This is a genomic window from Methylobacterium sp. HJ2, from assembly GCF_056431005.1.
Genome location: NZ_JBWJYM010000002.1, coordinates 87177 through 111916, shown reverse-complemented (window position 1 = coordinate 111916; position 24740 = coordinate 87177). Strand labels below are relative to the sequence as shown.

The window sequence follows — 24740 nt, the reverse complement described above, 5'->3', positions numbered from 1 at the left end:
CGCCGCGGGAGCCCGCGCGTCGCCCGCCTCCCGCGGAGGGGGGAGGGGGGCCTCGCGCTCGCGTGCCGCCCGCTCACTGCGCCTGCCGCCGACGGCCTCGGCGCTCCTGCTTGTGGTCGCCCTCGGCGGCTGCGGTGGTCGCGGCGGGCGCGCCGGCCTCGGCCGCCTTGTCCGGCGCGCCGGGCCCGGCATCGGGCCGGGCCGTGCCGCCGCTGGTGATCCGCACCGGCGCGCCGTCGCGCAGCCGGTCGGTGCCGTCGGTGACGACGCGGTCGCCGGCCTTGAGGCCGTCGAGCACTACCGTGCGGGTGCCGTCGGTCTCGCCGGTCTTGATCGGCCGGACCGTGACCTTCTCCTCGCCGTCGAGCAGGTAGACGTAGGTCCCGGGCGTGCCCTGCAGGATGCCCGCATTGGGCACGAGGGGGGCGCCCCGCACCGTGTCGACCGTGAGCTTGGCGTTGACGAACTGGTTGGGGAACAAGGCCTCGTCGGCGTTCTCGAACAGGGCGCGCAGCTTCACCGTGCCGGTGGTCACGTCGATCTGGTTGTCCACCGTGTCGAGGGTGCCGGCGGCGATCTCGTGGGCGTCGCCGCGGTCGTAGGCGCGCACCACCAGCTTGGCCCCGGCGCGCACCTGCCGCATCACCCGGGCGACGTCGTCCTCCGGCAGGGTGAAGACCACCGAGATCGGGTGGAGCTGCGTGACCACGACGATCGCGGTGCTCGCGGCCGTGACGTAGTTGCCCTGATCGACCTGCCGCAGGCCGACGCGGCCCTCGACCGGCGAGACGATCCGGCAATAGGCGATGTTGAGCCGCTGCTGGTCCACGAGCGCCTGATCGGCCGCGACCGTGCCCTCGTTCTGCTTCACCAGCGCGGCCTGGGTGTCGACGTTCTGCTTCGAGATTGAATCCTGCCTGTTGAGGGTCTGGTAGCGCTGCAGGTCGAGGCGCGAGTTCTGGAGCAGGGCCTGGTCGCGGGCGAGCTGGCCCTGGTACTGGGCGAGCAGGGCCTCGTAGGGGCGCGCGTCGATCTGGGCGAGGTAGTCGCCCTTCTTGACGGTCTGGCCCTCGCGGAAGCCGATCTCGGTGAGGTAGCCGCTGATCTGCGAGCGCATGGTGACGGTGGCGAGCGGCGTCACCGTGCCGAGGCCCTGCAGGATCACCGGGATGTCGCCGGTCTCGACCGCGGCGATGCCGACGGCCTGGGGCGTGTCGCCGCCGCCCCGGCGCCCGCCGCGCCCGCTCTTGCCCGCCTGCTGGGCCGCGGTCTCACCGCCCGATGCGTGCTTGGCGTCGTACCAGCGATGCGCCAGCGCGCCCGCGGCGAGCAGCGCCAGGACGAGCAGCATCCAGCGCAGCGGCCGGAAGCGGCGGCGGGTCTCGGCCGGGACCGGCGCGGGTTCCGGGCGGAACGCGCGCGCCGTCTCGGTGCGGATCGGTGAACTCTCGTTCATGCCTGATCAGAACATCTTTCCGTGCGGCCCGCGACCGGTGCGAGGCCCGATTTCCAGCGTTCGCACCGCTTCGTCACGGCCCCGTCCGGGCCGGAAGCGGGTCCCGCCGAGGCCCGGAAACTGGCGGGCCAATGCGGTCTCACTAGGGCGTCGACGTTTCGGGCGTGTTGCCGCGCTGCACGCCCGGGGGCGCCGCGCCGTAGTAACGCACGACCGCGCGAAAGGCCGCGTCCGCCGGTGTCACAGGGAGGGCGAGCCGCACAGACGTCCCGAGGGCCGCGACGGCGAGCGCGAGGGCGAGGCAGAGACGCATCGGATCCGTCCGGGGTCGGAACGCGAAAAGGGCCGCCAACGAATTGGCGGCCCTCTCCACGACCGATGCGATGCCTCGACGAGGCTGGACGAGGGGGCAAAGTCCCGCCCCGCCGGGCATCGCGCCGGCCGTGTGTCGGGAGAGTTATCCCACGACTGATGAATGTCAAGAATCGTCAGTCGCCACGGAGCGCCGTTTGCCGCGGCTCGGTGCGGGTCCGTGCGCTGACGCACGCGGCACGCCGGATAGGCGGGTGTTTCACAGGCACGCGCGGCCCGTGATATGGGCGCCCGACCCCTTCTTCTGGCCAGAGCCGGCACCCTGCATGAACCCCGTCTTCGCCGACCTGCCCACGACGGTGTTCGAGACCATGTCGGCGCTGGCCCGCGCGAACGGCGCGATCAATCTCGGTCAGGGCTTTCCCGACGATCCCGGTCCGGCCGACATCCGGGCCTGCGGCGCGCGGGCGCTCACCGAGGGCTACAACCAGTACCCGCCGATGATGGGGCTCCCCGTCCTGCGTGAGGCGATCGCGGCCCATTACGCCCGGCACCAGGGGCTCACCCTCGATCCCGCGACCGAGGTGATGGTGACCTCGGGGGCGACCGAGGCGCTCGCCGGCGCGCTGCTGGCGCTTCTCGACCCGGGCGACGAGGTGGTGCTGTTCGCGCCGCTCTACGACGCCTACCTGCCCATCGTCCGCCGGGCCGGCGGCGTGCCCCGGATCGTGACGCTTCGCCCGCCCGCCTTCCGCCTGGACGAGGCGGATCTCGCCGCCGCCTTCGGCCCCCGCACCCGCGCGGTGCTCCTCAACAACCCGCTGAACCCGAGCGCCACCCTGTTCGGCCGCGACGACCTCGCGCTGCTCGCCGGGTTCTGCCGCCGCTTCGACGCGGTGGCGATCTGCGACGAGGTCTGGGAGCACGTGGTGTTCGGGGAGGCCCACATCCCCCTCATGAGCTTGCCCGGCATGCGCGAGCGCACGGTGAAGATCGGCTCGGCCGGCAAGATCTTCTCCCTCACCGGCTGGAAGGTCGGCTTCGTGATGGCGGAGGCCCGGCTGATGCGGGTGCTCGCCAAGGCCCATCAATTCCTCACCTTCACCACGCCGCCGAATCTCCAGGAGGCGGTGGCCTACGGGCTCGCCAAGGACGACGCCTACTTCACGGACATGCGGGCCGGCTATGCCCGCGCGCGCGACCGCCTCGCCGGCGGGCTGACCCGCCTCGGCTATCGGGTGCTGCCCGCGCAGGCGACCTGGTTCCTCAACATCGACATCGCCGGCCTGCCGATCTCCGACGATGTCGCCTTCTGCGACGACCTCGTGCGCCGCCACGGCGTCGCGGCGATCCCGGTGAGCGCCTTCTACCCGGAGGGCGAGCTGCGCAGCCTCGTGCGGCTGTGCTTCGCCAAGGCCGACGCCACCCTGGACGCCGCCCTCGGCCGGATGGCCGGCGCGCTCCGGAGCGCGGCGTGAGCGCGGCTGTCCGGGAAGGGGCGGCCCTTGCGGGGGCGTGCCTTGCGGGGGCGCGGGGCCGGGGCCACATCCCGGCTCATGACCGCTTCCCGGATCCCCCCGATGGATTTCCCGCACGGCGCCGCTCCCCGGTTCACCCAGGGGGCGACCTCCCGCTTCGCGCGGCCGATGCCCGGCCTCGCCGATGCCGGGCCCGAGGCCAGCCTCGCCCGGCTGGAAGCCTTGGCGCACCTGCTCGACACCGCCTTCCTGATCCCCGGCATCAACCGGCGGGTGGGGCTCGAGGCGGTGATCGGCCTCGTGCCGGTGGTGGGCGACATCGCCGGCGTGGTGATCTCGTCCTACATCGTCTACGAGGCCAAGCGCCTCGGGGCGCCGCGCTGGCTCGTCGCCCGGATGGCGCTGAACGTGGCCTTCGACGGTGCGGTCGGCGTGGTGCCGCTGGCGGGCGATCTGTTCGACGCGGCCTTCAAGGCCAACCGCCGCAACGTGCGGCTGCTGCGCCGCTGGATGGAGCGCAGCGGCAAGCTGCGGCCGGGCGAGATCGAGGGCACGGCCGTCCACATCGACGGCTGAGCCCCGCAGGGGAGGGGCTGTGCCGGTGAACGAGCGTATCGGCCCCCCCTCCACCCGTCCGCCCGAGGCGGAGGCGCTCGCCGCGCCGATGCCGGGCGCCCAGCCGATGCCGCTCCGGCCCGCAGCCGACAGCCCCATCGACGGCTCGACGGACGATCCCGTCGCGGCGACCGCGCTCTCCGGCGCGCCGGTCCGGCGCGGCCTGTCGCCGCTGAACCGGCGCCGGCTGCGCAACTTCCGGGCGAACCGCCTCGGCTACTGGTCCTTCCTGATCTTCGTCGCGCTCTTCGTCGTCAGCCTGTTCGCCGAGTTCATCGCCAACGACCGGCCGATCCTCGTCTCCTACAAGGGCGAGTGGCTGGTGCCGGTGCTGGTGGATTACCCCGAGGAGAAGTTCGGGGGCTTCCTCGCCCAGACCGACTACCGCACCCCCGACATCGCCAAGGAGATCGCGGCGAACGGCTGGGCGATCTGGCCGCCGATCCCGTTCTCCTACGACACCATCAACCGCGACCTGCCGACGCCCTCGCCCTCGCCGCCGACCTGGACGCTCGACGACGCGCAGTGCCGCGCCGCCGCCGAGGCGGTGGGCGGGACGGGCTGCCGCGACATTCCCTGGCACTGGCTCGGCACCGACAACACCACCCGCGACGTGCTGGCGCGGGTGATCTACGGCTTCCGCATCTCGGTGCTGTTCGGGCTGATCCTGGCCGCGGTCTCCTCGGTGATCGGGGTGATCGCGGGGGCCGTGCAGGGCTATTTCGGCGGCTGGGTCGACCTGTCGTTCCAGCGCTTCATCGAGGTCTGGGGCGGGATCCCGACCCTCTACCTCATCATCATCATCTCGGCCTTCATCGCGCCGGGCTTCTTCGTGCTGCTCGGCATCATGCTGCTGTTCTCGTGGGTGGCCCTCGTCAGCGTGGTCCGGGCAGAGTTCCTGCGCGCGCGCAACTTCGAGTACGTGCGCGCCGCCCGCGCGCTCGGGCTCTCGAACCTGCGCATCATGGCGGTGCACCTGCTGCCGAACGCCATGGTGGCGACGCTGACCTTCCTGCCGTTCATCCTGAACGGCTCGATCACCACGCTGACCTCCCTCGATTTCCTCGGCTTCGGCCTGCCCCCCGGCTCGCCCTCGCTCGGCGAGCTGCTCGCGCAGGGCAAGGACAACCTCAACGCCCTCTGGCTCGGGCTCACCGCCTTCTTCGTCATCGCCGCGATGCTGAGCCTGCTGGTCTTCGCGGGCGAGGCGGTGCGGGACGCTTTCGACCCGCGGAAGACGTTCACCTGAGAGCGCGGCTCTCCCGCGGATGGGGATATCGTCCGCCCTCACGCAAGCGCGGCCTGCCGGGCGCGGGTTCTTTCCTCCCCCCGCAGAGGCTACCGGACTCACGCATCGGTTGCAGCGGCTCGACATCTCCCTCTCCCCTCTGCGGGAGAGGGAGATGCCCAAAGGGCGTCGGGTGAGGGGAGCGACGATTCGGGACCGCGCTCGGCATCGACGCCGGGCCTCGTCCGGAAGCGCGATTCCCCTCTCCCGCCTCACTCCGTTCGGCACCCTCCCCCGCAGAGGGGGGAGGGGGATCGCGCGGGGGCCATCCGAGATGTGTGAACATCATGGCCCGCAGAGGGAGAAGGCACCACGCGGGCTTCATCCACCTTGCGCGAACGCGACAGGTGGAGGAGGCCCCTCAAGCCCCCCGGTTGGCCGTCACCGCGAGGTCCGGCTTGTGGTTCAGGGTCTGGAACACCACGCAGTAGCGCTCCGTCAGCTTGAGGAGCTGGTCGAGCTTCTCCTGGGGCGCGTCGGTGTCGAGGTCGAAGGCGAGGCGGATCGCCCGGAAGCCCACCGGCGCCTCCTTGTCGACCCCGAGGGTGCCGCGGAAGTCGAGATCGCCCTCGGCCCGGACGTGGCCCGCCCGCAGCGGAATCTCCAGGGCCGTCGCGACCGCCTTCAGGGTCACGCCCGCGCAGGCGACGAGCGCCTCGAGCAGCATGTCGCCCGAGCAGAGTTCCGCGCCCGAGCCGCCGGTCGCCGGGTGCAGGCCCGCCACCGCGAGCGCGCGGCCGGTCTCGACCTTGCAGGCGATGCTGGTGTCGTCGAGCGAGCCCTGGGCCTTCAGGGTGATCACGGCGGCGTCGGGACTCGCGCGGTACTGGTCCTTCAGCGGGGCCTGAAGCGCGCGCAGGGCGGTGGCGTCCATCGTCATGTGTCCTTCTTGGGTTGTCTCCCGGGGCCTGCGGTTAGAGCATTTTCGGACGGAGTGGAAACGCCCCGGGCATACTGGATGCCACCGGTCTTGCGCCGGGGCGCCCCGCGTTGCAGACCCGCGGGAGACGCCCGATGGCGGGCCGGACCTTCGAACGACGGGAGCGCGCCATGAAGCCCTTCGACTGGACAGCCGGCTACCCCACCGTGCGCATGCCGATGTTCGGCCGCAACGTGGTCTCGACCTCGCACGCGCTGGCCGCCCAGGCGGGCATCCGCATGATCTGGCGCGGCGGCAACGCCGTCGACGCGGCGATCGCCACCGCCGCGGTCAAGACCATCACCGAGCCCTGCAGCAACGGCCTCGGCTCGGACGCCTTCTGCATCCTGTGGGACGGCAAGGAACTCCACGGGCTGAACGCCTCGGGCGGGGCGCCCGCCGCCTGGACGCCCGAGTACTTCCAGCGGAAATACGGCGCGGCCGAGCGCCCGCCGATGCGCGGCTGGGATTCGGTGACGGTGCCGGGTGCGGTCGCCGCCTGGGTGGCGCTCTCCGAGCGCTTCGGGCGGCTGCCCTTCGGCGACCTGCTGGAGCCCGCCATCGAGATCGCCGAGCGCGGCTACCTCGCGCCGATCGTGGTGCAGCAGAAATGGGCCGCCGCCGCCCGCGTCGCGGATCTCGCCGGCCAGCCGGGTTTCGCCGAGACCTTCCTGCCCTACGGCCGCGCCCCGCATGTGGGCGAGCGGGTGACGCTGCCGGGCATCGCCCGGGCGCTCCGGGCGATCGGCGCCACCAAGGGCCGGGCCTTCTACGAGGGCGAGATCGCCGAGGCGGTCGCGCGCCACGCCGCCGCGCATGGCGGCGCCATGACGGTGGCCGACATGGCCGCGTTCCGGCCCGAATGGGTGAGCCCGATCGCCAAGGACTATCGCGGCTACACCCTGCACGAGATCCCGCCGAACGGGCAGGGCATCGCCGCGCAGATCGCGCTGGGCATTCTGGAGCGCTTCGATCTCGCCGGGCTGCCGGTGGACGGGGCGGAGGCGCAGCACCTCCAGATCGAGGCGATGAAGCTCGCCTTCGCCGACACCTACCGCTACGTCGCCGATTCCCGCACCATGCGCGTCACCCCCGCAGAGATGCTCGACCCGGCCTACCTCGCGGAGCGGGCGAAGCTGATCGACCCGCGCCGGGCCCAGGTCTTCGGGGCCGGCAACCCGGTCCGCGGCGGCACCATCTACCTCACCGCGGCCGACGAATCCGGCATGATGGTGAGCTTCATCCAGTCGAACTTCATGGGCTTCGGCTCCGGCGTCGTGGTGCCCGAATGGGGCCTCTCGCTGCAGAACCGCGGCTACGGCTTCGTGCTCGACCCGGCGAGCCCCAACGTCGTGGCGCCGGGCAAGCGCCCGTTCCACACGATCATCCCGGGCTTCCTCACGCAGGGAGGCGCCCCGGTGATGAGCTTCGGGGTGATGGGCGGCAACATGCAGCCGCAGGGCCACCTGCAGACGCTGGTCCGGATGATCGACCACGGCCAGAACCCGCAGGCCGCCTGCGACGCGCCGCGCTGGCGCTTCAACGCCGGGCTGGAGATCAACGCCGAGAGCACGATGCCGGCCGCGACCCTCCAGGGGCTCGTCGAGCGCGGCCACACGGTCGACGTGATCGAGGACAGCTACCAGGATTTCGGCGCCGGCCAGTTCATCTGGCGGATGGGCGACCCGGGCGTCGAGGGCTATGTCGCCGCGAGCGACCCGCGCCGGGACGGGCAGGCCGCCGTGTGGTAGGCGCCCCGTCGCCCGCTCATCCTGCCCCCCGCTCGACACCGATCATGCCCATGCAGAGACGATCCTTCTCCGCCGCGGCGCTCGCGCTCCTCACTGCGGCGCTCGGGCTCGGCGGCCCGGCCGCCGCCGAGCCCGCGCCCGCCTACGGGCCGGAGCTCGAGGGCTTCGACTATCCCTATCCGGTCGCCCGCTACGCCTTCATCTCGCAGCGCCAGCCCCTGCAGATGGCCTATCTCGACGTGCGGCCGGAGCGTCCGAACGGCCGGACCGCCGTGCTCCTGCACGGCAAGAACTTCTGTGCCGCGACCTGGGCGGAGACGATCCGGGCCCTGACGGGAGCCGGCTACCGCGTGGTCGCGCCCGACCAGATCGGCTTCTGCAAGTCCTCGAAGCCCGCCGCCTACCAGTTCAGCTTCCGCCAGCTCGCCCAGAACACCCACGACCTCCTGGCCAAGCTCGGGATCGAGCGCCCGGTCGTCGTCGGCCACTCCACCGGGGGGATGCTGGCGGCCCATTACGCGCTGCTCTACCCCCGGGACGTGGCGCAGCTCGTGATGGTCAACCCGATCGGGCTGGAGGATTGGAGCGCCAAGGGCGTGCCGCCGATCCCGATCGAGCAATGGTACGCCCGCGAGCTGAAGACCTCCGCCGCCGGCATCCGCGCCTACGAGCAGGCGACCTATTATGCCGGCCACTGGGAGGCGCGCTACGAGCCCTGGGTCCAGATGCTCGCCGGCCTCAACGACGGGCCCGGCAAGGAGGCCGTCGCCTGGGATTCGGCGCTCCTCTACGACATGATCCTGACCCAGCCCGTGGTGCACCGCTTCCCCGACATCCGGGTGCCGACGCTCCTGCTGATCGGCCAGAAGGACATCACCGCGATCGGCAAGGATCAGGCGCCGCCCGAGGCGCGGGCCGCCCTGGGGCGCTATCCCGAACTCGGCCGGGCCGCCGCGCAGGCGATCCCCGGCGCGAAGCTGGTGGAATTCCCCGAACTCGGCCACGCTCCGCAGATCGCCGACCCGGAGGCGTTCCACCGGGCGCTGCTCGCCGGGCTGGCCGAGCCCTGAGAATGGCGCCGGAAGCCGAGGATCCGATGCGGATCGCCGTCATGGGAGCGGGCGCGGTCGGCTGCTACTACGGCGCGCGGCTCGCCCAGGCCGGGATGCGCGTGACGCTGATCGGCCGGCCCGCGCATGTCGACACGATGGCGGCGCGGGGGCTCGTGCTCGAGACCGCGGCGGGCCGGGTCGCGGTGCCCGTCCACGCCACCGTCGAGGCGGCGGGCGTGGCGGGGGCCGACGCGGTGCTCGTCTGCGTCAAGGCGGGCGACACCGAGGCGGCCGGCCGGGCGATGGCGCCCCATCTCGCCCCCGGCGCGGCGATCCTCAGCCTGCAGAACGGCGTCGACAACGCCGACCGACTCGCCGCGCTGCTCGGCCGGGCGGTGATCCCGGCGGCCGTCTACGTCGCGGCCGAGATGGCGGGGCCGGGCCATGTGCGCCACCACGGTCGCGGCGACCTCACCCTCGGCGACGGGCCGGACAGCGCCGGGATCGCGCGGGCCTTCACGGCCGCCGGGGTGCCGACCGTGATCTGCCCCGACATCAAGGCCGCGCTCTGGCGCAAGCTCGTGCTGAACTGCGCCTACAACGCCCTCTCGGCGCTGGCGCGGCGCCCCTACGGCGCCCTCGTGCGCGCCCCGGGTGTCGTCGCCGCGATGGGCGACGTGGTGGCCGAGTGCCGGGCGGTGGCGCGGGCCGACGGGATCGCCCTGCCCGACGACATGGAGGCGGCGGTGCTGGCGCTGGCCGAGGCGATGCCGGGGCAATTCTCCTCGACCGCGCAGGACCTCGCCCGCGGGCGGGCGAGCGAGATCGACCATCTCAACGGCTACGTCGTCCGCCGCGGCGCGGCGCTCGGCGTGCCGGTGCCGGTCAACCGCCTGCTCCACACCCTGGTGGGGCTCGCCGAGGCGGGCCCGGCCTGAACGCCGGAGCCGTCCCTCAGGCCGTCCCGACGAGGCGCGGGCGCGGCACCGGATCGCCCGCCCCGCTGTGGGACCGCGTGCGGTTCCGGCCCGCGGCCTTGGCCTCGTAGAGGCCCGCATCGGCGAGGCGGTAGAGGTCGAGCGCGCCCGCGGCGCCGCGCTCGCTCGTCGCGAGCCCGATGCTGACGGTGATCGACCCGGCGCCGATCCCGGCCTCGCGGATGGCGAGCCCGGCGATCTCGGCGTGAATCCGCGTCGCCACGCGCTTGGCCCCCGCCGCGTCGGTGTCGGGCAGCACGACGGCGAACTCCTCGCCGCCGATCCGGGCGATGCCGTCGGCCGGATGGCGGATGCTGGCCGCGAGGCAGCGGCCGATCTCCCGGAGCACCGCATCGCCCACCGCGTGGCCGTGGACGTCGTTGATGCGCTTGAAGTGGTCGGCGTCGATCAGGAGCAGGGCGAGCGGTCGCCGTGCCAGCTCGGCTCGCTCCCAGGCCTGTGCCAGGGTCCGGTCGAAGCTGCGGCGGTTGGGCAGCCCCGTCAGCCCGTCGGTCAGGGAGAGCCGCGACAGCTCGGCCTCGGCCGCGGCGCGCCGGCGCAGCTCGCGCCCGAACAGGAGCGCCAGAATCACGGTGAGCAGGCACAGGGCGAGGACCGTCATCGAGATCCCGATCGCCTTGGCGCGCCACGCGTCCTCGATCGCGCCGGCGTCGATCGCGATGGTGAGGACCAGCGGCAGGGTGCCGACGCGACGGAAGACGTAGTATCGGGGCTCCTCCGCCGCGCGGAACGAGGGGCCGACGAAGCTGCCCTCGCGGGTGCTCAGGAAGCGCTTGAAGGCGGGGCTCTCGGAGAGATCGACGCCGATCTCCGCGCGCACGAACGGGTGCCGCACGATCTGCGTCCCGTCGAGCCGCAGAAGGTTGACCGCGCCGCCCTGGCCGAGGCCGATCCGGTCGAGCAGGGTGTCGAAGAAGGCCAGCCGCAGCGTGCCCGCCACCACGCCCGCGAAGGTGCCGTCGGGGCGATCGACGCGCCGGCTGATCGCGACCATGTCGGCCCCGGTCATGCGGGCCACGAACGGCCCGCTGACATATAGGCCGAGACCGGCCCGCGCCTTGTGGACCGCGAAGTAGTCCCGGTCGGCGAAGTTCAGCGTGTGCGGCGCGGTCCCGCGCGCGTCGAAGATCAGGTCGCCCGCCGCGTCGAGCACCAGCATGTTGCTCATCTCCGACAGGGCCGCGACCTGGTTGAACATGGCGAACTGGCGCGGGACGGGATTCGCGTCGGCTCCGCCCGCGATCTCGATGCCGCCGGTCATCGATTGCAGGGAGAGATCCATCAGCTCGATGCTGCGCTGAACGTCGCGCTCGATCATCAGCAGCAGGTTGCGCGAGGTCTGCTCCGTCCGGTCCCAGGCCTCGCGCCGGAGATCGAGCAGCATCAGGCCGGAGACCGCCAGCATCCCGATCGGTGCCAGGATGCCGAGAGCGATCCAGAGCCGGAGAAGCGGGAAGCGGCCGCTGAAACGGCTCGGCATGATCATCGCGCCCTGCTCTCACCCCTCATCTGGCCATTTGCTAGCGCCAAACGCCTAATTAAATATTGACTTTGCCTATAGTCTTCGACCGAGATCGATGAATGAGGATGTGCATAATTTAGATTGGGAATAAAAAGAATGCAACTTGTGATCGGCGGATGTGGGAACTCGACGGGCCTGATACCCAGTTTTCGCGCGCTGAAAGGGGGGCGGACGATTGCAGAGCGCGCCGCCGCATCCCGGTTCGCGCCGAGCCGGAACGTCGTGCCGGGCCGCCGGCGCCCTACCACCAATTCGCGCCCTCCGGCGCCGCGGCGGAGCGGGCCGGCTGCGGCCGCAGCGAGCGGTCGAGGGCGGCCAGGATGCTGCGCACGGCCGCCTCGCTCTGGGCGGAAGCCGGATCGCGCGGGCGGGCAAGCCGGAGGACGACGGTCTCGTCGAGGCGTCCCGGCCGGGGCCGCATCACCACCGCCCGGTCGGCCAGCGCCACCGCCTCGCCGACATCGTGGGTCACGATGAGGATGGTCGGGCGCGTCTCCTCCCAGAGCGCGAGGAGATGGCCGTGCAGGTCCTTGCGGGTGAAGGCGTCGAGGGCCGAGAACGGCTCGTCGAGGAGCAGCACCCGCGGGCCGGCCACGAACGCGCGGGCGATGGCCACGCGCTGCTGCTGGCCGCCCGAGAGTTCGCGCGGCCAGCGCCGGGCCTGTTCGGCGAGCCCGACCCGCTCGAGGGCGTGGGCGACGCGCGCGGCGCGCTCGGCGCGGGGCAGGCCGGAGAGCCCGAACCCGACATTGCCGGCGACGTCGAGCCAGGGCAGCAGCCGCGGCTCCTGGAACACCAGCCCGACGCCCGGGTGGGGCGCCGCGATGGTCTCGCCGTCGAGGCGGACCTGGCCCGCGCTCGCCCGGTCGAGGCCCGCCACCAGCCGCAGCAGGGTGGTCTTTCCGCAGCCCGAGCCGCCGATCAGGGCCACGATCTCGCCCGCCGGCACGTCGAGGTCGATGCCGCGCAGCGCCTCGGTGCCGTCGGCGTAGGTCTTCGAGAGAGTGTCGATGCTCAGCACGCTGGAACCCCGGGGCGCGGATCGGCACGCCTGTCGCCGGAATGGCACGGCGGAGCGGCGGCGCCAATGCTACGGATCCGTCCGGCCCGCGCTCCGGGCCCGAGGAGCGCCCCGCCATGGTCCGCCCTGTTCCCGCGCGCCGATCGCCCGTCCCCGGATCCTCCCTGCGCGGCGGTTCCGCCGGACCGTCCGCCCGGCCCCGGCTGGCCGCGATGCTGTCCGCAGGCTTGGCCGCGATCCTCGCCGCGATCGTGGCGACGGGCGCCGCCGCCGCCGACCTGGGCGACCCGGCCCCGGCCGATCCGCCCCGGGGCTTCCTGGCGACCTGCGAGGATCTCGGTCAGTTCTGCTTCGCCGAGGGCTGCGGTCGCGACCAGATCGAGGCCGCCCAGTTCTGCCGGTCCGCCTGCCCGAGTTCCGTCGTGATGACGGTGCAGCCCGCCGCCTGCCCGCTGCGGCCCGCCGCGCCCGCGCGCGGGATCGTCCTGCGCCGTCGCGGCTAGGGCGCCTTCCGACGCCGCGGATGCGGATTCGTCGAGATCGGCCGCGGACCAGAGCCGTACCCGACCCGATGCAATCGGGCTGGCACGGCCAAGGAAAACACGTCCCGCGGAAGCACGTCCGGTGAAAACACGTCCCGACACGGATCGGGAGCGGTGCCGGTGCGGTAGCTCTGCAGGGCGGGTGCCCGTTCCGGCGCGGCCCTCGCAATGTTCGCCGCCGACCCACGCACCGCGGAGCCTCCGAAATTCGGTCGCCGCGGCGCAACGAAGTAGTCGGCTGCGCATTGACCCCAGCTATTCACACACGAAGCCGGTATCGGCGACCCGTGAAAGCCGCCGTGTGCGGACCGGAAAACCCCCGATGTTAAAAAACGATCTCCATCCTCCGCATTCAGGCCCGGGCCGAAACCCGATCCTATTCGGCGTCGCCTGCGGGCTGGCCAAGCTGTTTCCGCCGGTCGAGGCGCCGGCCAAGCGCGCGCGCGAGCGAGAGGCCGGCACGAAGACGGCCGAGACGGCTCAGGATTCCGCGCGCGTCGAGTAAGTTCGGGGCCGCTGTGCCCGGCCCTCACAGGCTCTCGCGCACCCGGTCCTGCCAGCGCACCAGCGGGCCTGTCAGCAGCATGAGAACCGTGTCGGCGAGCTTTCCCACCACCGCGAAGGCGATGATCGCCGCCAGGATCTGGTCGGGTTTGCCGAATTGCTGCCCGTCGACCAGGAGGTAGCCGAGACCCTCGGACGCGCCCATCAGCTCCGCAGCCACCACGAACAGGAACCCCAGGCCGAGCCCGGTCCTAAGCGCCGTCAGCGTCTCGGGCAGGACGGCCGGCAGGAGGATCCGGCGCACCAGGGCGAAGCGCGACAGCCGGAAGATCCGCCCCACCTCGACGAGCTTGCGGTCGACGGACGCGATCGCCCCGGCCACGCCGACATAGACCGGGAAGAACACGCCGACCGCGATCAGCGCGATCTTGGGCGTCTCCAGGATGCCGAACCACAGGATGAAGAGCGGCACCCAGGCCAGCGAGGGCACCGCGCGCAGCGCCTGCAACCCCGGGTCGAGCAGCCAGCGCAGGCGCGGAAGCGTCGCCACCAGCGCCCCGATCACGATGCCGGCTCCCGCCCCGAACAGGAAGCCGATCCCGACGCGCGCGAGCGTCGCCGCGACATGGAGCCGAAGGTCGCCCGAGGCGGCGAGGCCCGCCAGCGCCGCGCCGACCCGGCTCGGCGGCGGCAGCAGCCGCCCCGAGGCGAGCCCGGTGCCGACGGCGATCTCCCAGCCGAGGGCGAGGCCCAGGGGCAGGACGAGGCCCAGCGCGGCGCGGCGGAGGTTCCGCGCCGCGCCGCGGAGGTTCTGCGCCGACCGGCTCGGGCGCATCGGATGCGCGGCGTCCAAGGTCCGTCAGCGCCCGGCGGGCGGGTTGAAGGCCGGGTCGAGGAGACCGTCCACGGCCGCCCCGATATCGGTGCCGGCCGCGATCACCCCGGCCTGCTGCAGGGCGAGGCCGGCGGCCCGGATCGACTCCGCCTGCGCCGGGCCGATCGCCGGCTGCGTCAGGTCGGTGCGCTCGATCTGGCGGGCGATCACCGGCTCGGGCAGCTTCGTCGCGGCCACCAGCGCGGCCGTGAGCGCCTGCGGGTTGGCCAGCGCGTAGGCCCGCGCCTGCTCGTAGGCGGCGATCACCGTGCGGACGAGCTCGGGATGCTCCTTGGCGAAGGCCTCGCGCACGTCGAGCAGGCCCCAGGTGTTGGCCGCCGGATCGCGATAGACCAGCACGTCGCCGTTCTCGATCTCGGCCGCCGCCATCATCGGATCGAGACCCGCCCAGGCGTCGACGTCGCCGCGGTCGAGGGCGGTGCGCCCGTCCGGGTGCTGGAGCAGGACGAGCTTGGCGTCCTTCTCGGTGAGGCCCGCGGCCTGGAGCGCGCGGATCAGGAAGATGTGCGGATCGGTGCCGCGCGTCACCGCCACGCGCCGGCCCTTGAGATCGGCGGGCTTGGTGATGCCGGTGTCCTTGCGGGTGACGAGCGCCGTCCATTCCGGCCGCGAGAAGGCGTAGACCGCCTTGATCGGGTTGCCGTTGATGCGCGCGACGAGGGCGGCCGCGCCCGCCGCCGAGCCGAAATCGATCGCGCCCGCGTTGAGGAATTCCAGCGCCTTGTTGGAGCCGAGCGACTGCACCCAGCGCACCGTGATGCCCTGCGGCTTCAGCGCTTCCTCCAGGAAGCCCTTCTCCTTGAGCAGCAGGCCCACCGGGTTGTAGGTCGCCCAATCGAGGCGGATTTCCCTCACGGGTTGGGCCCGCGCGGGTCCGACGAGGGCGGGCGCGATCAGTGCGAGGGCGGAGCAGGCGGCCCCGATCAGGGCACGGCGATCCAGACGCATCGGTGAACTCCTCCGGGTTCGACGCGGGCCCCGGACGCGGTCGGCGTCGGGGCCTCTTCGCCCGTGCGTTGCGGGCGCGTCGAGCTAAGCGGCTGCGTTCGTTATGTCAAACGATAGTCCGCGTTAAAGGACGGGTCGGGCAGGTGATCCCCCGCCGATGATCCGACGCGGCGTCCCGCCGCTGGCGGGGCGCGCGGATCATGCTAGAGCTTGCCGGTCAGGCCGGCCCCCGCCGGGTGCCGGGCCCTGATGCGTAGCACCGTCGGCGCGGGCTTCCCCCCGAGCGGCGCGCGGTGCATCAACGGGTTTCCATGTTCGACGCCGTCGCCGCTCTCGATCAGGTTCTGGAGACTCTCGACCGCGAGGCGCGGGAACCGACCAAGCTCCGCGCCGCCCTGGTGCCGGCGCTGAAGACGGTGATCGCCCGCGGGCACGAGGCGGCCGAGGCGCAGCTCCTCAAGGACCGCGACGGGCTGCGCTGCGCGCAGTCGCTGTCGCGCCTCACCGACGCGGTGGTGCGCGCCATCCACGACGCGGTGGTCTGGCGGCTCTATCCGAACGACAACCCGACGACGGGCGAGCAGCTCGCCGTGGTGGCCACCGGCGGCTACGGCCGGGGCACGATGGCGCCGGGCTCGGACATCGATCTGCTGTTCCTGCTGCCCTACAAGCAGACGGCGTGGTCGGAGAGCGTCGTCGAGGCGATGCTCTACGTGCTGTGGGACCTCAAGCTGAAGGTCGGCCACGCCACGCGCTCGGTGGAGGAGTGCCTGCGCGAGGCCCGCGCCGACATGACGATCCGCACGGCGCTGCTCGAGGCCCGTTTCCTGTTCGGCTCGCGCGTGCTGTTCGAGGAGCTGGTGACGCGCTTCGACGCGGAGCTCGTCATCGGCACGGCGCACGAGTTCGTGGAGGCGAAGCTGCGCGAGCGCGACGGGCGCGTCTCGAAGGCCGGTTCCTCGCGCTACCTCGTCGAGCCGAACGTGAAGGACGGCAAGGGGGGCCTGCGCGACCTCAACACCCTGTTCTGGATCGCCAAGTACACCTACCGGGTGCGCGACCAGAGCGAGCTCGTCCCGGCCGGCCTGTTCACCGCCGACGAGTACAAGCTGTTCGAGCGCTGCGACGAGTTCCTGTGGCGGGTGCGCTGCCACATGCACTTCGTCACCGGGCGGCCCGAGGAGCGGCTCTCGTTCGGGCTGCAGCCCCGCATCGCCGAGCGGCTGCGCTACGGGCCGCGCGGCGGGCTCTCGGGCGTCGAGCGCTTCATGAAGGCCTATTTCCGGGTGGCCAAGGATGTCGGCGACCTCACCGCCATCGTCTGCGCGGAGCTGGAGGCGCGCCACGCCAAGCGCACGCCGGTGCTCGACCGCTGGATCGGCCGCTTCCGCGACCGCTTCCGCGCCACCGCGATCGAGGCCGAGGATTTCTGGATCGACCACGGCCGCGTCAACCTGCGCGCCGAGGACGCCTTCGAGCGCGACCCGGTCAACATGCTGCGGCTGTTCTGGCTCGCCGACCGGCACAACCTGCCGATCCACCCGGACGCCAAGCGCCTCGCCAACCGCTCGCTGCGCCTGATCGGCCAGACCCTGCGCTCCGACCCGGAGGCGAACCGGCTGTTCCTCGACATCCTCACCTCGAAGAACTCGCCCGAGCTGGTGCTGCGCCAGATGAACGAGGCGGGCGTGCTCGGCCGCTTCATCCCGGATTTCGGGCGCATCGTGGCGATGATGCAGTTCAACATGTACCACCACTTCACGGTGGACGAGCACCTGCTGCGCACCGTCGGCGTGCTCTCGGCGATCGAGTCCGGCCGGGTCGAGGAGATGTACCCGCTGGTCTCGCGGGTGATCCACACCATCAACAACCGCCGGGCGCTCTACGTGGCGATCCTGCTGCACGACATCGCCAAGGGCCGGCCGGAGGACCACTCGATCCTCGGCGCCGCGATCGCCCAGAAGCTCTGCCCGCGCTTCGGCCTCTCCCAGGCCGAGACCGAGACGGTGGCCTGGCTGGTGGAGCACCATCTGCTGATGTCGATGACGGCCCAGAGCCGCGACCTCTCCGATCCCAAGACCATCGAGCGCTTCGCCGGCATGGTGCAGAGCCTGGAGCGCCTGAAGCTCCTGGCCGTGCTGACCGTGGCCGACATCACCGCCGTGGGGCCCGGCGTCTGGACCGCCTGGAAGGGCACCCTGATCCGCACCCTCTACGACGAGACCGAGGTGCTGCTCTCCGGCGGTCACTCGGAGATCGCCCGCACCGACCGGGTGCGCCTCATCCAGATCGCCCTGCGCGAGAAGCTGCCCGACTGGGGCTCGGACGAGTTCGATGCCTACGCGGCCCGGCACAGCCAGGCCTACTGGCTGAAGGTCGAGGGCACCCGCCAGTTCAAGGACGCGGGCTTCATCCGCGGCATCGTCGAATCGGGCCGGACCAGCGCCACCGCGGTCGAGACCGACCCGGTGCGCGGCGTCACCGAGATCACGGTCTACTCCCCCGACCACCCGCGGCTGCTCGCGATCATCACCGGGGCCTGCGCGGCGGCGGGCGGCAACATCGTCGACGCGCAGATCTTCACCACCTCGGACGGCTTCGCCCTCGATTCGATCTTCATCTCCCGCGCCTTCGAGCGCGACGAGGACGAGCTGCGCCGGGGCCGGCGCATCACCGCGGCCATCGAGCGGGCGCTCAAGGGCGAGATCCGCATCGCCGACCTCGTGGCCGACAAGCACCCGCCGGCGAGCCCGCGCGCCAAGACCTTCCTGGTGCCCCCCGACATGGCGATCGACAACGCCCTGTCGAGCCGCGAGACCGTGGTCGAGGTCACCGGCCTCGACCGGCCCGGCCTGCTCTACGAGCTGACCACCGCCTTCAGCCGGCTCTCCCTCAACATCACCTCGGCCCACGTGGCGACCTTCGGCGAGCGCGCGGTGGACGTGTTCTACGTGACCGACCTCACGGGCACCCGGGTGACGCAGCCCGACCGCCTCGCCTCGATCCGCGCGGCGGTGATGGAGATCTTCGCGGGCGACGTGGCGGCGCTGAAGGCGGAGGGCCTGGAGGCGCTCGTCGCCGCCCCGCCCCCGCGCGAGGCCTGACTGGCGGGTTGATTTCGCGGACGCGCCGCCTGATATCAGCGGCGATCCCGGCATCACCCTGTGACCGAAACGCCATGACGAGCAACGACATGCAGCACGACGACCCGCGCCCGAACGGGACCGAGGCCGCCGCGGACGCCGCCGCGCCGGTGCAGGCCCCGCAGGCCGAGAACGGGGCCGACCCGACCGAGGCGCACGCCGCCGCCCTCGCGGCGCTGACGGCCGAGCGCGACGAGTTCAAGGACCGCACGCTCCGGACGCTGGCCGAGATGGAGAACCTGCGCCGCCGGACCGAGCGCGAGGTCGCCGACGCCCGCACCTACGCCGTGACGAACTTCGCCCGCGACGTCCTCAACGTCGCCGACAACGTGCGCCGGGCGCTGGAGAGCGTCCCCGCCGAGGCGCGCGCGGGCGCCGAGGGCGCGCTGAAGGGTCTGATCGAGGGCATCGAACTGACCGAGCGCGACCTCGCCAAGACCCTGGAGCGCCATGGCGTGAAGCTCGTCCAGCCGGAAGGCCAGCGCTTCGACCCGAACCGTCATCAGGCGATGTTCGAGGTGCCCAACCCCGAGGTGGCCGCCGGCACCGTCGTGCAGGTGGTGCAGTCCGGCTACGTCATCGGCGACCGGGTGCTGCGCCCGGCCCTCGTCGGCGTCGCCAAGGGCGGACCGAAGGCGGCCGGCCCGGCCGACGCCGCCTGACCCTGAACGCACGCGGCAGGCCGACGGCGAACGGCCCGGCGCGGGGATATCCGCGCCGGGCCGTTCGCGTGTCGTCAGGGATCGCAGGGCAGCGCCAGGGCGCCGTCCGAGATGAACCGCGCGGTGTCGCGCACCGAGACCGGCGTGGCCGGATCCTGCGCGACGAGCCCCGCCTCGACGTGGAGGCGGTCGTTGCAGGCGCAGCGCGGCAGGTGCCCGGAGGCGAGTGCGGGCGTGCAGGCGTCGTGATGGGCGCAGGCGAGATCGAGCGCGTCGATGGGCGGATGGCCCGGTCCGCGGTTGCCGGGCCCGCAGAAATTGCCGTGGATCAGCAGGGCGCCGTGCGCCGGGTCGATCCGCGGAAGCTCCTGCGCCCGGGCCGGCTGGCCGGCCAGGATGCCGAGCGCGACGCCGAGGACGAGCGTCCGCAGGCGGGAGGTGGTCGTAGCAGTCACGAGGCGGATCCTATCGGGTTGAGTACCCCCTTGCGGCGGCAGATGGGTCGAGCGGTCTCCCGGACAACGGCCCGGCGACCGGTGTAACGACACGATTCGCGGCGACGCGCGCGGCGCCGGTGCTTGCCTCGATCGCGCAGAGCAGTCGAGAGCCGGCCGCGCAGCCCTCGAATTCTGATGCCGATCGTACGAAGACTGGCGCCCGGCGTCCGGTGCGGTGGCGCACATGCCGCGTGCGGTCTGTCCGGTCCCGGGCGCGGGTGCGCCGCGGCTGCGCACCGATCTCTTCCGACCGGCTGAGCGGCGAGAATCCCTGCGAACCGGGCGGCGCGTCGTTCGGCCCCCACCCCTTCCCGTCGCGGCCTCGCGCCGTACCTTGGAGCTTATCCAGGGTGAGCGTGTTGCCCGGGGCGTCCCGCGTTCGGTGCGCCGGCCCTGCCGGCCATCCCGCGGCCGGTTCGCCGGACGAACCGGGACGCGCCGACGATCCTCGCCGCACACACAACCACGAAGCGAACCGGAGAGACCTGATGGTGGGAGCTAACGCAGCCTCGACCGTGGCGCCCGCGCCCTCGGCCGCCGCTGCCGGGCCCGACGGGCCGGTGCTGGCGAGCGTCACCTTCACGGTGAACGGGACGCGGCGCACCCTCGACCTCGACACCCGAACCAGCCTGCTCGACGCGGCGCGCGAGCACCTGCACCTGACCGGCTCCAAGAAGGGCTGCGACCACGGTCAGTGCGGCGCCTGCACGATGATCGTGGACGGGCGGCGCATCAACGCCTGCCTGACGCTCGCGATCATGCACCAGGGCGCCGAGATCACCACGATCGAGGGGCTCGGGCAGCCGGACGACCTGCACCCGATGCAGGCCGCCTTCATCGCCCACGACGGCTACCAGTGCGGCTATTGCACGCCGGGCCAGATCTGCTCGGGCGTCGCGGTGCTCGCCGAGATCGAGGCCGGCATTCCGAGCCACGTCACCGTCGACCTGACCGCGCCCGTGGCGGTGACGGAGGCCGAGATCCGCGAGCGCATGAGCGGCAACATCTGCCGCTGCGGCGCCTATTCCAACATCGTCGAGGCGATGACCGAGGTCGCCGGGAGGCAGGCATGAAGTCCTTCACCTACGAGCGCCCGAGCACGCCCGCGGAAGCCGCCGCGGCCGTCTCAGCGAAGCCGAACGCCAAGTTCATCGCCGGGGGCACGAACCTTCTCGACCTGATGAAGCTGCAGATCGAGACGCCGGCCCACCTCGTCGACGTGAACGGCCTGGGGCTCGACCGGATCAAGGAGACACCGGAGGGCGGTCTGCGCATCGGCGCGCTGGTGCGCAACACCGACCTCGCCGCCGACCCGCGCGTGCGGAAGGATTACGGCGTGCTCGCGCGTGCGCTTCTGGCCGGTGCGTCGGGGCAGCTGCGCAACAAGGCGACGACCGCCGGAAACCTCCTGCAGCGCACCCGCTGCCCGTATTTCTACGACACCGCGCAGGCCTGCAACAAACGCCGGCCCGGCTCGGGCTGCTCGGCCCTGGACGGCGTCTCGCGCCAGCTCGCGGTGATCGGCGGCAGCGAGGCCTGCATCGCCACCCATCCGGGCGACATGGCGGTGGCGATGCGCGTCCTCGACGCCAGCGTCGAGACGGTCGACGCGGAGGGGACCGCACGCACCATCCCGATCGCGGAATTCCACCGCCTGCCGGGCGACCGGCCGGACCAGGACACGAATCTCGCGCCCGGCGCCCTTATCACCGGGGTGACGCTGCCCGCGCCCGTGGCCGGCACGCACATCTACCGCAAGGTCCGCGACCGGGCCTCCTACGCCTACGCCCTGGTCTCGGTGGCCGCGATCATCGGCCGGGACGGCACCGGGCGGGTCGCCTTCGGCGGGGTGGCGCACAAGCCCTGGCGGGTCGAGGCCGCGGAGGCCGACCTGCCCAAGGGCGCCCGCGCGGTGACCGAGCAGGTCTTCGACGGGGCCCGGCCCACCCGCGACAACGCCTACAAGCTGACGCTCGCCGAGCGGACCCTGTCCGCGGCGCTCACCCAAGCGAGGGCCTGAGCCATGAAGTTCGACACCCCCGCCGGCCAGAACCCGATCGACCGCCTCACGGTCGTGGGCCGGGCCACCGACCGCATCGACGGCAAGTACAAGACCACCGGCACGGCGCCCTACGCCTACGAGCGCCACGACGTGGCGGCGAACCAGGCCTACGGCTACGTGCTCGGCGCCACCATCCCCAAGGGCCGCGTCCGCGCCATCCACCGCGCGGAGGCCGAGCGGGCGCCCGGCGTGATCGCCATCGTCACCACCCTCGAGACGCCCCGGCTCGCGCGCGGCACGATGAACGTCGCCTACCTGTTCGGCGGTGACGAGATCCAGCACTACCATCAGGCCATCGCCGTCGTGGTGGCCGAGACCTTCGAGCAGGCCCGGGCCGCGGCTTTCCTCGTCCGGGTCGACTACGCGCCGGAACCCGGCCGATTCGACCTCTCGGCCGAGGCGGGAGCGGCCGAGCCGGTCCCGGCCGACAGCGGCGAGGGCAGCGGCGGCAACGGCGAGGAGCGCGTCGGCGATTTCGAGGGCGCCTTCGCCGAGGCGCCCGTCCAGCTCGACGCGCGCTACACCACCGCCGACGAAAGCCACGCCATGATGGAGCCGCACGCGACGCTCGCGGCCTGGGACGGCGACAGGGTTACCCTCTGGACCTCGAACCAGATGATCGGCTGGGGGCACGGCAGCCTCGCCAAGATCCTCGGGCTGCCCAAGGACAAGGTCCGTCTCGATTCGCCCTATGTCGGGGGCGGGTTCGGGGGCAAGCTGTTCGTCCGCGCCGACGCGGTGCTGGCCGCGCTCGCCGCCAAGGCGGCCAAGCGCCCGGTCAAGGTGGCCCTGACCCGGCCCCTGATCGCCAACAACACCACCCACCGGGCCGCCACGATCCAGCGCGTGCGTATCGGTGCCACGCGGGACGGGACGATCACGGCCATCGCCCACGAGAGCATCTCGGGGAACCTGCCGGACGGCGATCCCGAGACGGCGGTGAACCAGACCAAGCTCCTCTACGCGGGCGCGAACCGCCTGACCGCGATGAAGCTCGCCCATCTCGACCTGCCGGAGGCCAACGCCATGCGGGCGCCCGGCGAGGCGCCGGGCCTGATGGTGCTCGAGGTCGCCATGGACGAGATGGCGGAGAAGCTCGGCCTCGACCCGGTGGAGTTCCGCATCCGCAACGACACCCAGGTCGATCCGAACACGCCGGGCCGGCGCTTCTCCCAGCGCGACCTCGTCGGCTGCCTGAGGCTCGGCGCGGAGCGCTTCGGCTGGAGCCGGCGCAACCCGAAGCCCGGCCAAGTCCGGGACGGGCAATGGCTCGTCGGCACCGGCATGGCGGCGGCCTTCCGCAACAACATGGTGATGACCTCCGGGGCGCGTGTCCGGCTCGACCCGACCGGCACCGTCACGGTCGAGACCGACATGACCGATATCGGCACCGGCAGCTACACCATCATCGCCCAGACCGCCGCCGAGATGATGGGTGTGCCCCTCGACACGGTCGTGGTGCGCCTCGGCGATTCCGACTTCCCGGTCTCGGCGGGTTCGGGCGGGCAGTTCGGCGCCAATTCCTCGACGGCGGGCGTCTACGCGGCCTGCGTGAAGCTGCGTGAGACCGTGGCGCAGCGCCTCGGCTTCAATGCCACCGACGCGGTCTTCGAGGGCGGCCAGGTGCGCTCCGGCAACCGCGCCGTCGCCCTCGCCGAGGCCGCAACGGACGGCGCGCTGTCGGCCGAGGACAAGATCGAGTTCGGCAAATTCTCGAAGACGCAGCAGCAATCGACCTTCGGCGCCCATTTCGTCGAGGTCGGCGTCGATGTCGACACCGCCGAGATCCGGGTCCGGCGCATGCTGGCGGTCTGCGCGGCCGGGCGCATCCTCAACCCTAAATCGGCCCGCAGCCAGGTCATCGGCGGCATGGTGATGGGCACGGGCGCGGCGCTGATGGAGGAGCTCGCGGTCGACGCCAAGCGCGGCTTCTTCGCCAACCACGATCTGGCCGGCTACGAGGTGCCGGTCCACGCCGACATCCCGCACCAGGAGGTGATCTTCCTCGACGAGGTCGACCCGATGTCCTCGCCGATGAAGGCCAAGGGCGTAGGCGAGCTCGGCATCTGCGGCGTCGGCGCGGCGGTGGCCAACGCCGTCTACAACGCCACGGGCATCCGCGTGCGGGACTATCCGATCACCCTCGACAAGCTCCTCGACCGCATGCCCGACGCGGCCTGAGCGGGCAGGAGCGCGGCGCCCGCCGTCCCTCTGCGGGAGGCGGGCTCCGCCGTTCAGAACCGGTAGTTCAGGCCGGCCCGCACGAGGCCGAAGACGCCGTCGCTGCGGCCGGTGCCGTAATAGGCCGGAACGCCGGCATCGTAGACGGTGGTCGTGCGCGAGCCCTGGCGCAGGTTGACGTAGAGCGCCTCGATCTTGGCCGAGAGCTTCTCGGTGAAGGCGTACTCGATGCCGGCGCCGGCCGCGTAGCCGGTGCGGAAGGTGTCCGGCAGGGTGCCGGTGTAGGAGGCCGCAGAGGCGCTGCGGGCGCCGTCGCCGTAGGCGAAGCCGCCCGTGCCGTAGATCAACACCCGGTCGAAGGCGTAGCCGACCCGGCCGCGCACCGTGCCGAAATAGTCGAGGCTCGGGCGCAGGCTGTAATAGGGCGTCGTGCCGAGATAGGCCGCGTCGGCCTTGGCGAAGGCCGTGCCCTGGATATCGGCCTCGACGCCCACCACGACGCCGGAGCCCGGCGTGAACTGGTAATTGTAGCCGATCTGTCCGCCACCGGCGAAGCCGCCACCGCGGCCGCCCCCCGTCACCGCGCCGTAGGTCGGATCGGTGAAGCCGCTACCGCCCGCTCCGAAGGCGTAGCCGGCGTTCACGCCCGCGTAGAACCCCGTCCAGGTGAAGACCGGAAGGCTGGGCAGGACCGGCGGAGGCGCGCGCCGCGGCAGGTCGGCGGCCTGGGCTGTGGAGAGGACGGCGGACGGGGCGACGGCCCCCAGGGCGGCGAGCCCGAGGAGGACGGTCGGAAGGGGTCTGAGCATGGATGTCTCGCGTGTGTCGGGCGCGTGCCGCACCCGGCGCCGGGCGCGACGCGCCGCGGCGGTTCGGATCGGGGCGGGATGGCGC

22 protein-coding genes are annotated in these 24740 nt (G+C 72.3%); 13 read left to right on the top strand and 9 right to left on the bottom strand.

Annotated elements, in window-relative coordinates; all coding sequences use genetic code 11:
- Window positions 1-73: 73 nt before the first annotated feature.
- Both ACS5RC_RS05135 and ACS5RC_RS05130 read right to left on the bottom strand, forming a co-directional pair.
- Window positions 74-1456 carry an MdtA/MuxA family multidrug efflux RND transporter periplasmic adaptor subunit gene (locus tag ACS5RC_RS05135; RefSeq protein ID WP_478342757.1) on the bottom strand — a complete coding sequence of 461 codons (1383 nt, stop codon included), beginning with the start codon at window positions 1454-1456 and terminating at the stop codon, window positions 74-76.
- A 142-nt stretch (window positions 1457-1598) separates the two neighbouring features.
- Complete coding sequence (locus ACS5RC_RS05130; RefSeq protein WP_478342756.1) at window positions 1599-1769, bottom strand: hypothetical protein; 171 nt, start codon at window positions 1767-1769, stop codon at window positions 1599-1601.
- Between the two features lie 325 nt (window positions 1770-2094).
- Here ACS5RC_RS05130 and ACS5RC_RS05125 point away from each other — a divergent pair, with 325 nt between their 5' ends.
- From ACS5RC_RS05125 to ACS5RC_RS05115, 3 genes are all read left to right on the top strand, one after another.
- On the top strand, window positions 2095-3246 hold the full coding sequence (locus ACS5RC_RS05125) for an aminotransferase (protein WP_478342755.1): 1152 nt from the start codon (window positions 2095-2097) through the stop codon (window positions 3244-3246).
- 102 nt (window positions 3247-3348) lie between these two features.
- Window positions 3349-3822: a DUF4112 domain-containing protein gene (locus ACS5RC_RS05120; RefSeq protein WP_478342754.1), complete on the top strand. Its 474-nt coding sequence runs from the start codon at window positions 3349-3351 to the stop codon at window positions 3820-3822.
- 106 nt (window positions 3823-3928) lie between these two features.
- Window positions 3929-5110 (top strand): ABC transporter permease, encoded by a 1182-nt coding sequence (locus ACS5RC_RS05115; RefSeq protein WP_478343416.1) that lies wholly within the window; start codon window positions 3929-3931, stop codon window positions 5108-5110.
- A gap of 400 nt (window positions 5111-5510) precedes the next feature.
- Here the strand turns inward: ACS5RC_RS05115 and ACS5RC_RS05110 are convergent, their stop codons facing one another.
- The gene (locus ACS5RC_RS05110; RefSeq protein ID WP_478342753.1) at window positions 5511-6023 is read right to left on the bottom strand and encodes an OsmC family protein; all 513 of its coding nucleotides are present in this window, start codon (window positions 6021-6023) and stop codon (window positions 5511-5513) included.
- 176 nt (window positions 6024-6199) lie between these two features.
- On the opposite strand from ACS5RC_RS05110, the gene ACS5RC_RS05105 reads away from it, so the two are divergent.
- From ACS5RC_RS05105 to ACS5RC_RS05095, 3 genes are read left to right on the top strand one after another with little or no spacing between them, the layout of a single operon-like run.
- Entirely contained in the window at window positions 6200-7819 is a 1620-nt protein-coding gene (locus tag ACS5RC_RS05105; RefSeq protein WP_478343415.1) for a gamma-glutamyltransferase family protein, read from the top strand.
- Between the two features lie 50 nt (window positions 7820-7869).
- Window positions 7870-8889 (top strand): alpha/beta fold hydrolase, encoded by a 1020-nt coding sequence (locus ACS5RC_RS05100; protein ID WP_478342752.1) that lies wholly within the window; start codon window positions 7870-7872, stop codon window positions 8887-8889.
- A 26-nt stretch (window positions 8890-8915) separates the two neighbouring features.
- Window positions 8916-9809: a ketopantoate reductase family protein gene (locus tag ACS5RC_RS05095; protein WP_478343414.1), complete on the top strand. Its 894-nt coding sequence runs from the start codon at window positions 8916-8918 to the stop codon at window positions 9807-9809.
- 16 nt (window positions 9810-9825) lie between these two features.
- Here ACS5RC_RS05095 and ACS5RC_RS05090 read toward each other — a convergent pair whose 3' ends face one another.
- Together ACS5RC_RS05090 and ACS5RC_RS05085 are read right to left on the bottom strand one after the other, a co-directional pair.
- Entirely contained in the window at window positions 9826-11349 is a 1524-nt protein-coding gene (locus tag ACS5RC_RS05090) for a sensor domain-containing diguanylate cyclase (protein WP_478342751.1), read from the bottom strand.
- Between the two features lie 283 nt (window positions 11350-11632).
- The gene (locus ACS5RC_RS05085) at window positions 11633-12412 is read right to left on the bottom strand and encodes an ABC transporter ATP-binding protein (protein WP_478342750.1); all 780 of its coding nucleotides are present in this window, start codon (window positions 12410-12412) and stop codon (window positions 11633-11635) included.
- Window positions 12413-12624: 212 nt separating this feature from the next.
- Between ACS5RC_RS05085 and ACS5RC_RS05080 the strand changes: the two genes are divergently transcribed.
- Window positions 12625-12915: a hypothetical protein gene (locus ACS5RC_RS05080; protein ID WP_478342749.1), complete on the top strand. Its 291-nt coding sequence runs from the start codon at window positions 12625-12627 to the stop codon at window positions 12913-12915.
- 361 nt (window positions 12916-13276) lie between these two features.
- Window positions 13277-13459 carry a hypothetical protein gene (locus ACS5RC_RS05075; protein WP_478342748.1) on the top strand — a complete coding sequence of 61 codons (183 nt, stop codon included), beginning with the start codon at window positions 13277-13279 and terminating at the stop codon, window positions 13457-13459.
- 24 nt (window positions 13460-13483) lie between these two features.
- On the opposite strand, the gene ACS5RC_RS05070 is transcribed toward ACS5RC_RS05075, so the two are convergent.
- Together ACS5RC_RS05070 and ACS5RC_RS05065 are read right to left on the bottom strand one after the other, a co-directional pair.
- Window positions 13484-14293 carry an ABC transporter permease gene (locus ACS5RC_RS05070; protein ID WP_478342747.1) on the bottom strand — a complete coding sequence of 270 codons (810 nt, stop codon included), beginning with the start codon at window positions 14291-14293 and terminating at the stop codon, window positions 13484-13486.
- A gap of 24 nt (window positions 14294-14317) precedes the next feature.
- On the bottom strand, window positions 14318-15301 hold the full coding sequence (locus tag ACS5RC_RS05065) for an aliphatic sulfonate ABC transporter substrate-binding protein (protein ID WP_478342746.1): 984 nt from the start codon (window positions 15299-15301) through the stop codon (window positions 14318-14320).
- Between the two features lie 311 nt (window positions 15302-15612).
- On the opposite strand from ACS5RC_RS05065, the gene ACS5RC_RS05060 reads away from it, so the two are divergent.
- Window positions 15613-18405, top strand: coding sequence for a [protein-PII] uridylyltransferase (locus tag ACS5RC_RS05060; protein ID WP_478342745.1), 2793 nt, complete (start codon window positions 15613-15615; stop codon window positions 18403-18405).
- 74 nt (window positions 18406-18479) lie between these two features.
- Window positions 18480-19106 carry a nucleotide exchange factor GrpE gene (grpE, locus tag ACS5RC_RS05055; RefSeq protein ID WP_478342744.1) on the top strand — a complete coding sequence of 209 codons (627 nt, stop codon included), beginning with the start codon at window positions 18480-18482 and terminating at the stop codon, window positions 19104-19106.
- 74 nt (window positions 19107-19180) lie between these two features.
- Here grpE and ACS5RC_RS05050 read toward each other — a convergent pair whose 3' ends face one another.
- Window positions 19181-19561, bottom strand: coding sequence for a hypothetical protein (locus tag ACS5RC_RS05050; protein WP_478342743.1), 381 nt, complete (start codon window positions 19559-19561; stop codon window positions 19181-19183).
- 530 nt (window positions 19562-20091) lie between these two features.
- Between ACS5RC_RS05050 and paoA the strand changes: the two genes are divergently transcribed.
- The 3 genes from paoA to paoC are packed head-to-tail and all read left to right on the top strand — an operon-like array spanning window position 20092 to window position 23846.
- Window positions 20092-20676: an aldehyde dehydrogenase iron-sulfur subunit PaoA gene (gene paoA / locus ACS5RC_RS05045; protein ID WP_478342742.1), complete on the top strand. Its 585-nt coding sequence runs from the start codon at window positions 20092-20094 to the stop codon at window positions 20674-20676.
- Window positions 20673-21623: an FAD binding domain-containing protein gene (locus ACS5RC_RS05040; RefSeq protein WP_478342741.1), complete on the top strand. Its 951-nt coding sequence runs from the start codon at window positions 20673-20675 to the stop codon at window positions 21621-21623. Before paoA ends, ACS5RC_RS05040 begins: the two co-directional genes overlap by 4 nt.
- 3 nt (window positions 21624-21626) lie before the next feature.
- Entirely contained in the window at window positions 21627-23846 is a 2220-nt protein-coding gene (paoC, locus tag ACS5RC_RS05035; RefSeq protein ID WP_478342740.1) for an aldehyde oxidoreductase molybdenum-binding subunit PaoC, read from the top strand.
- A 53-nt stretch (window positions 23847-23899) separates the two neighbouring features.
- On the opposite strand, the gene ACS5RC_RS05030 is transcribed toward paoC, so the two are convergent.
- The gene (locus ACS5RC_RS05030) at window positions 23900-24655 is read right to left on the bottom strand and encodes an outer membrane protein (protein WP_478342739.1); all 756 of its coding nucleotides are present in this window, start codon (window positions 24653-24655) and stop codon (window positions 23900-23902) included.
- Window positions 24656-24740 lie beyond the last annotated feature (85 nt).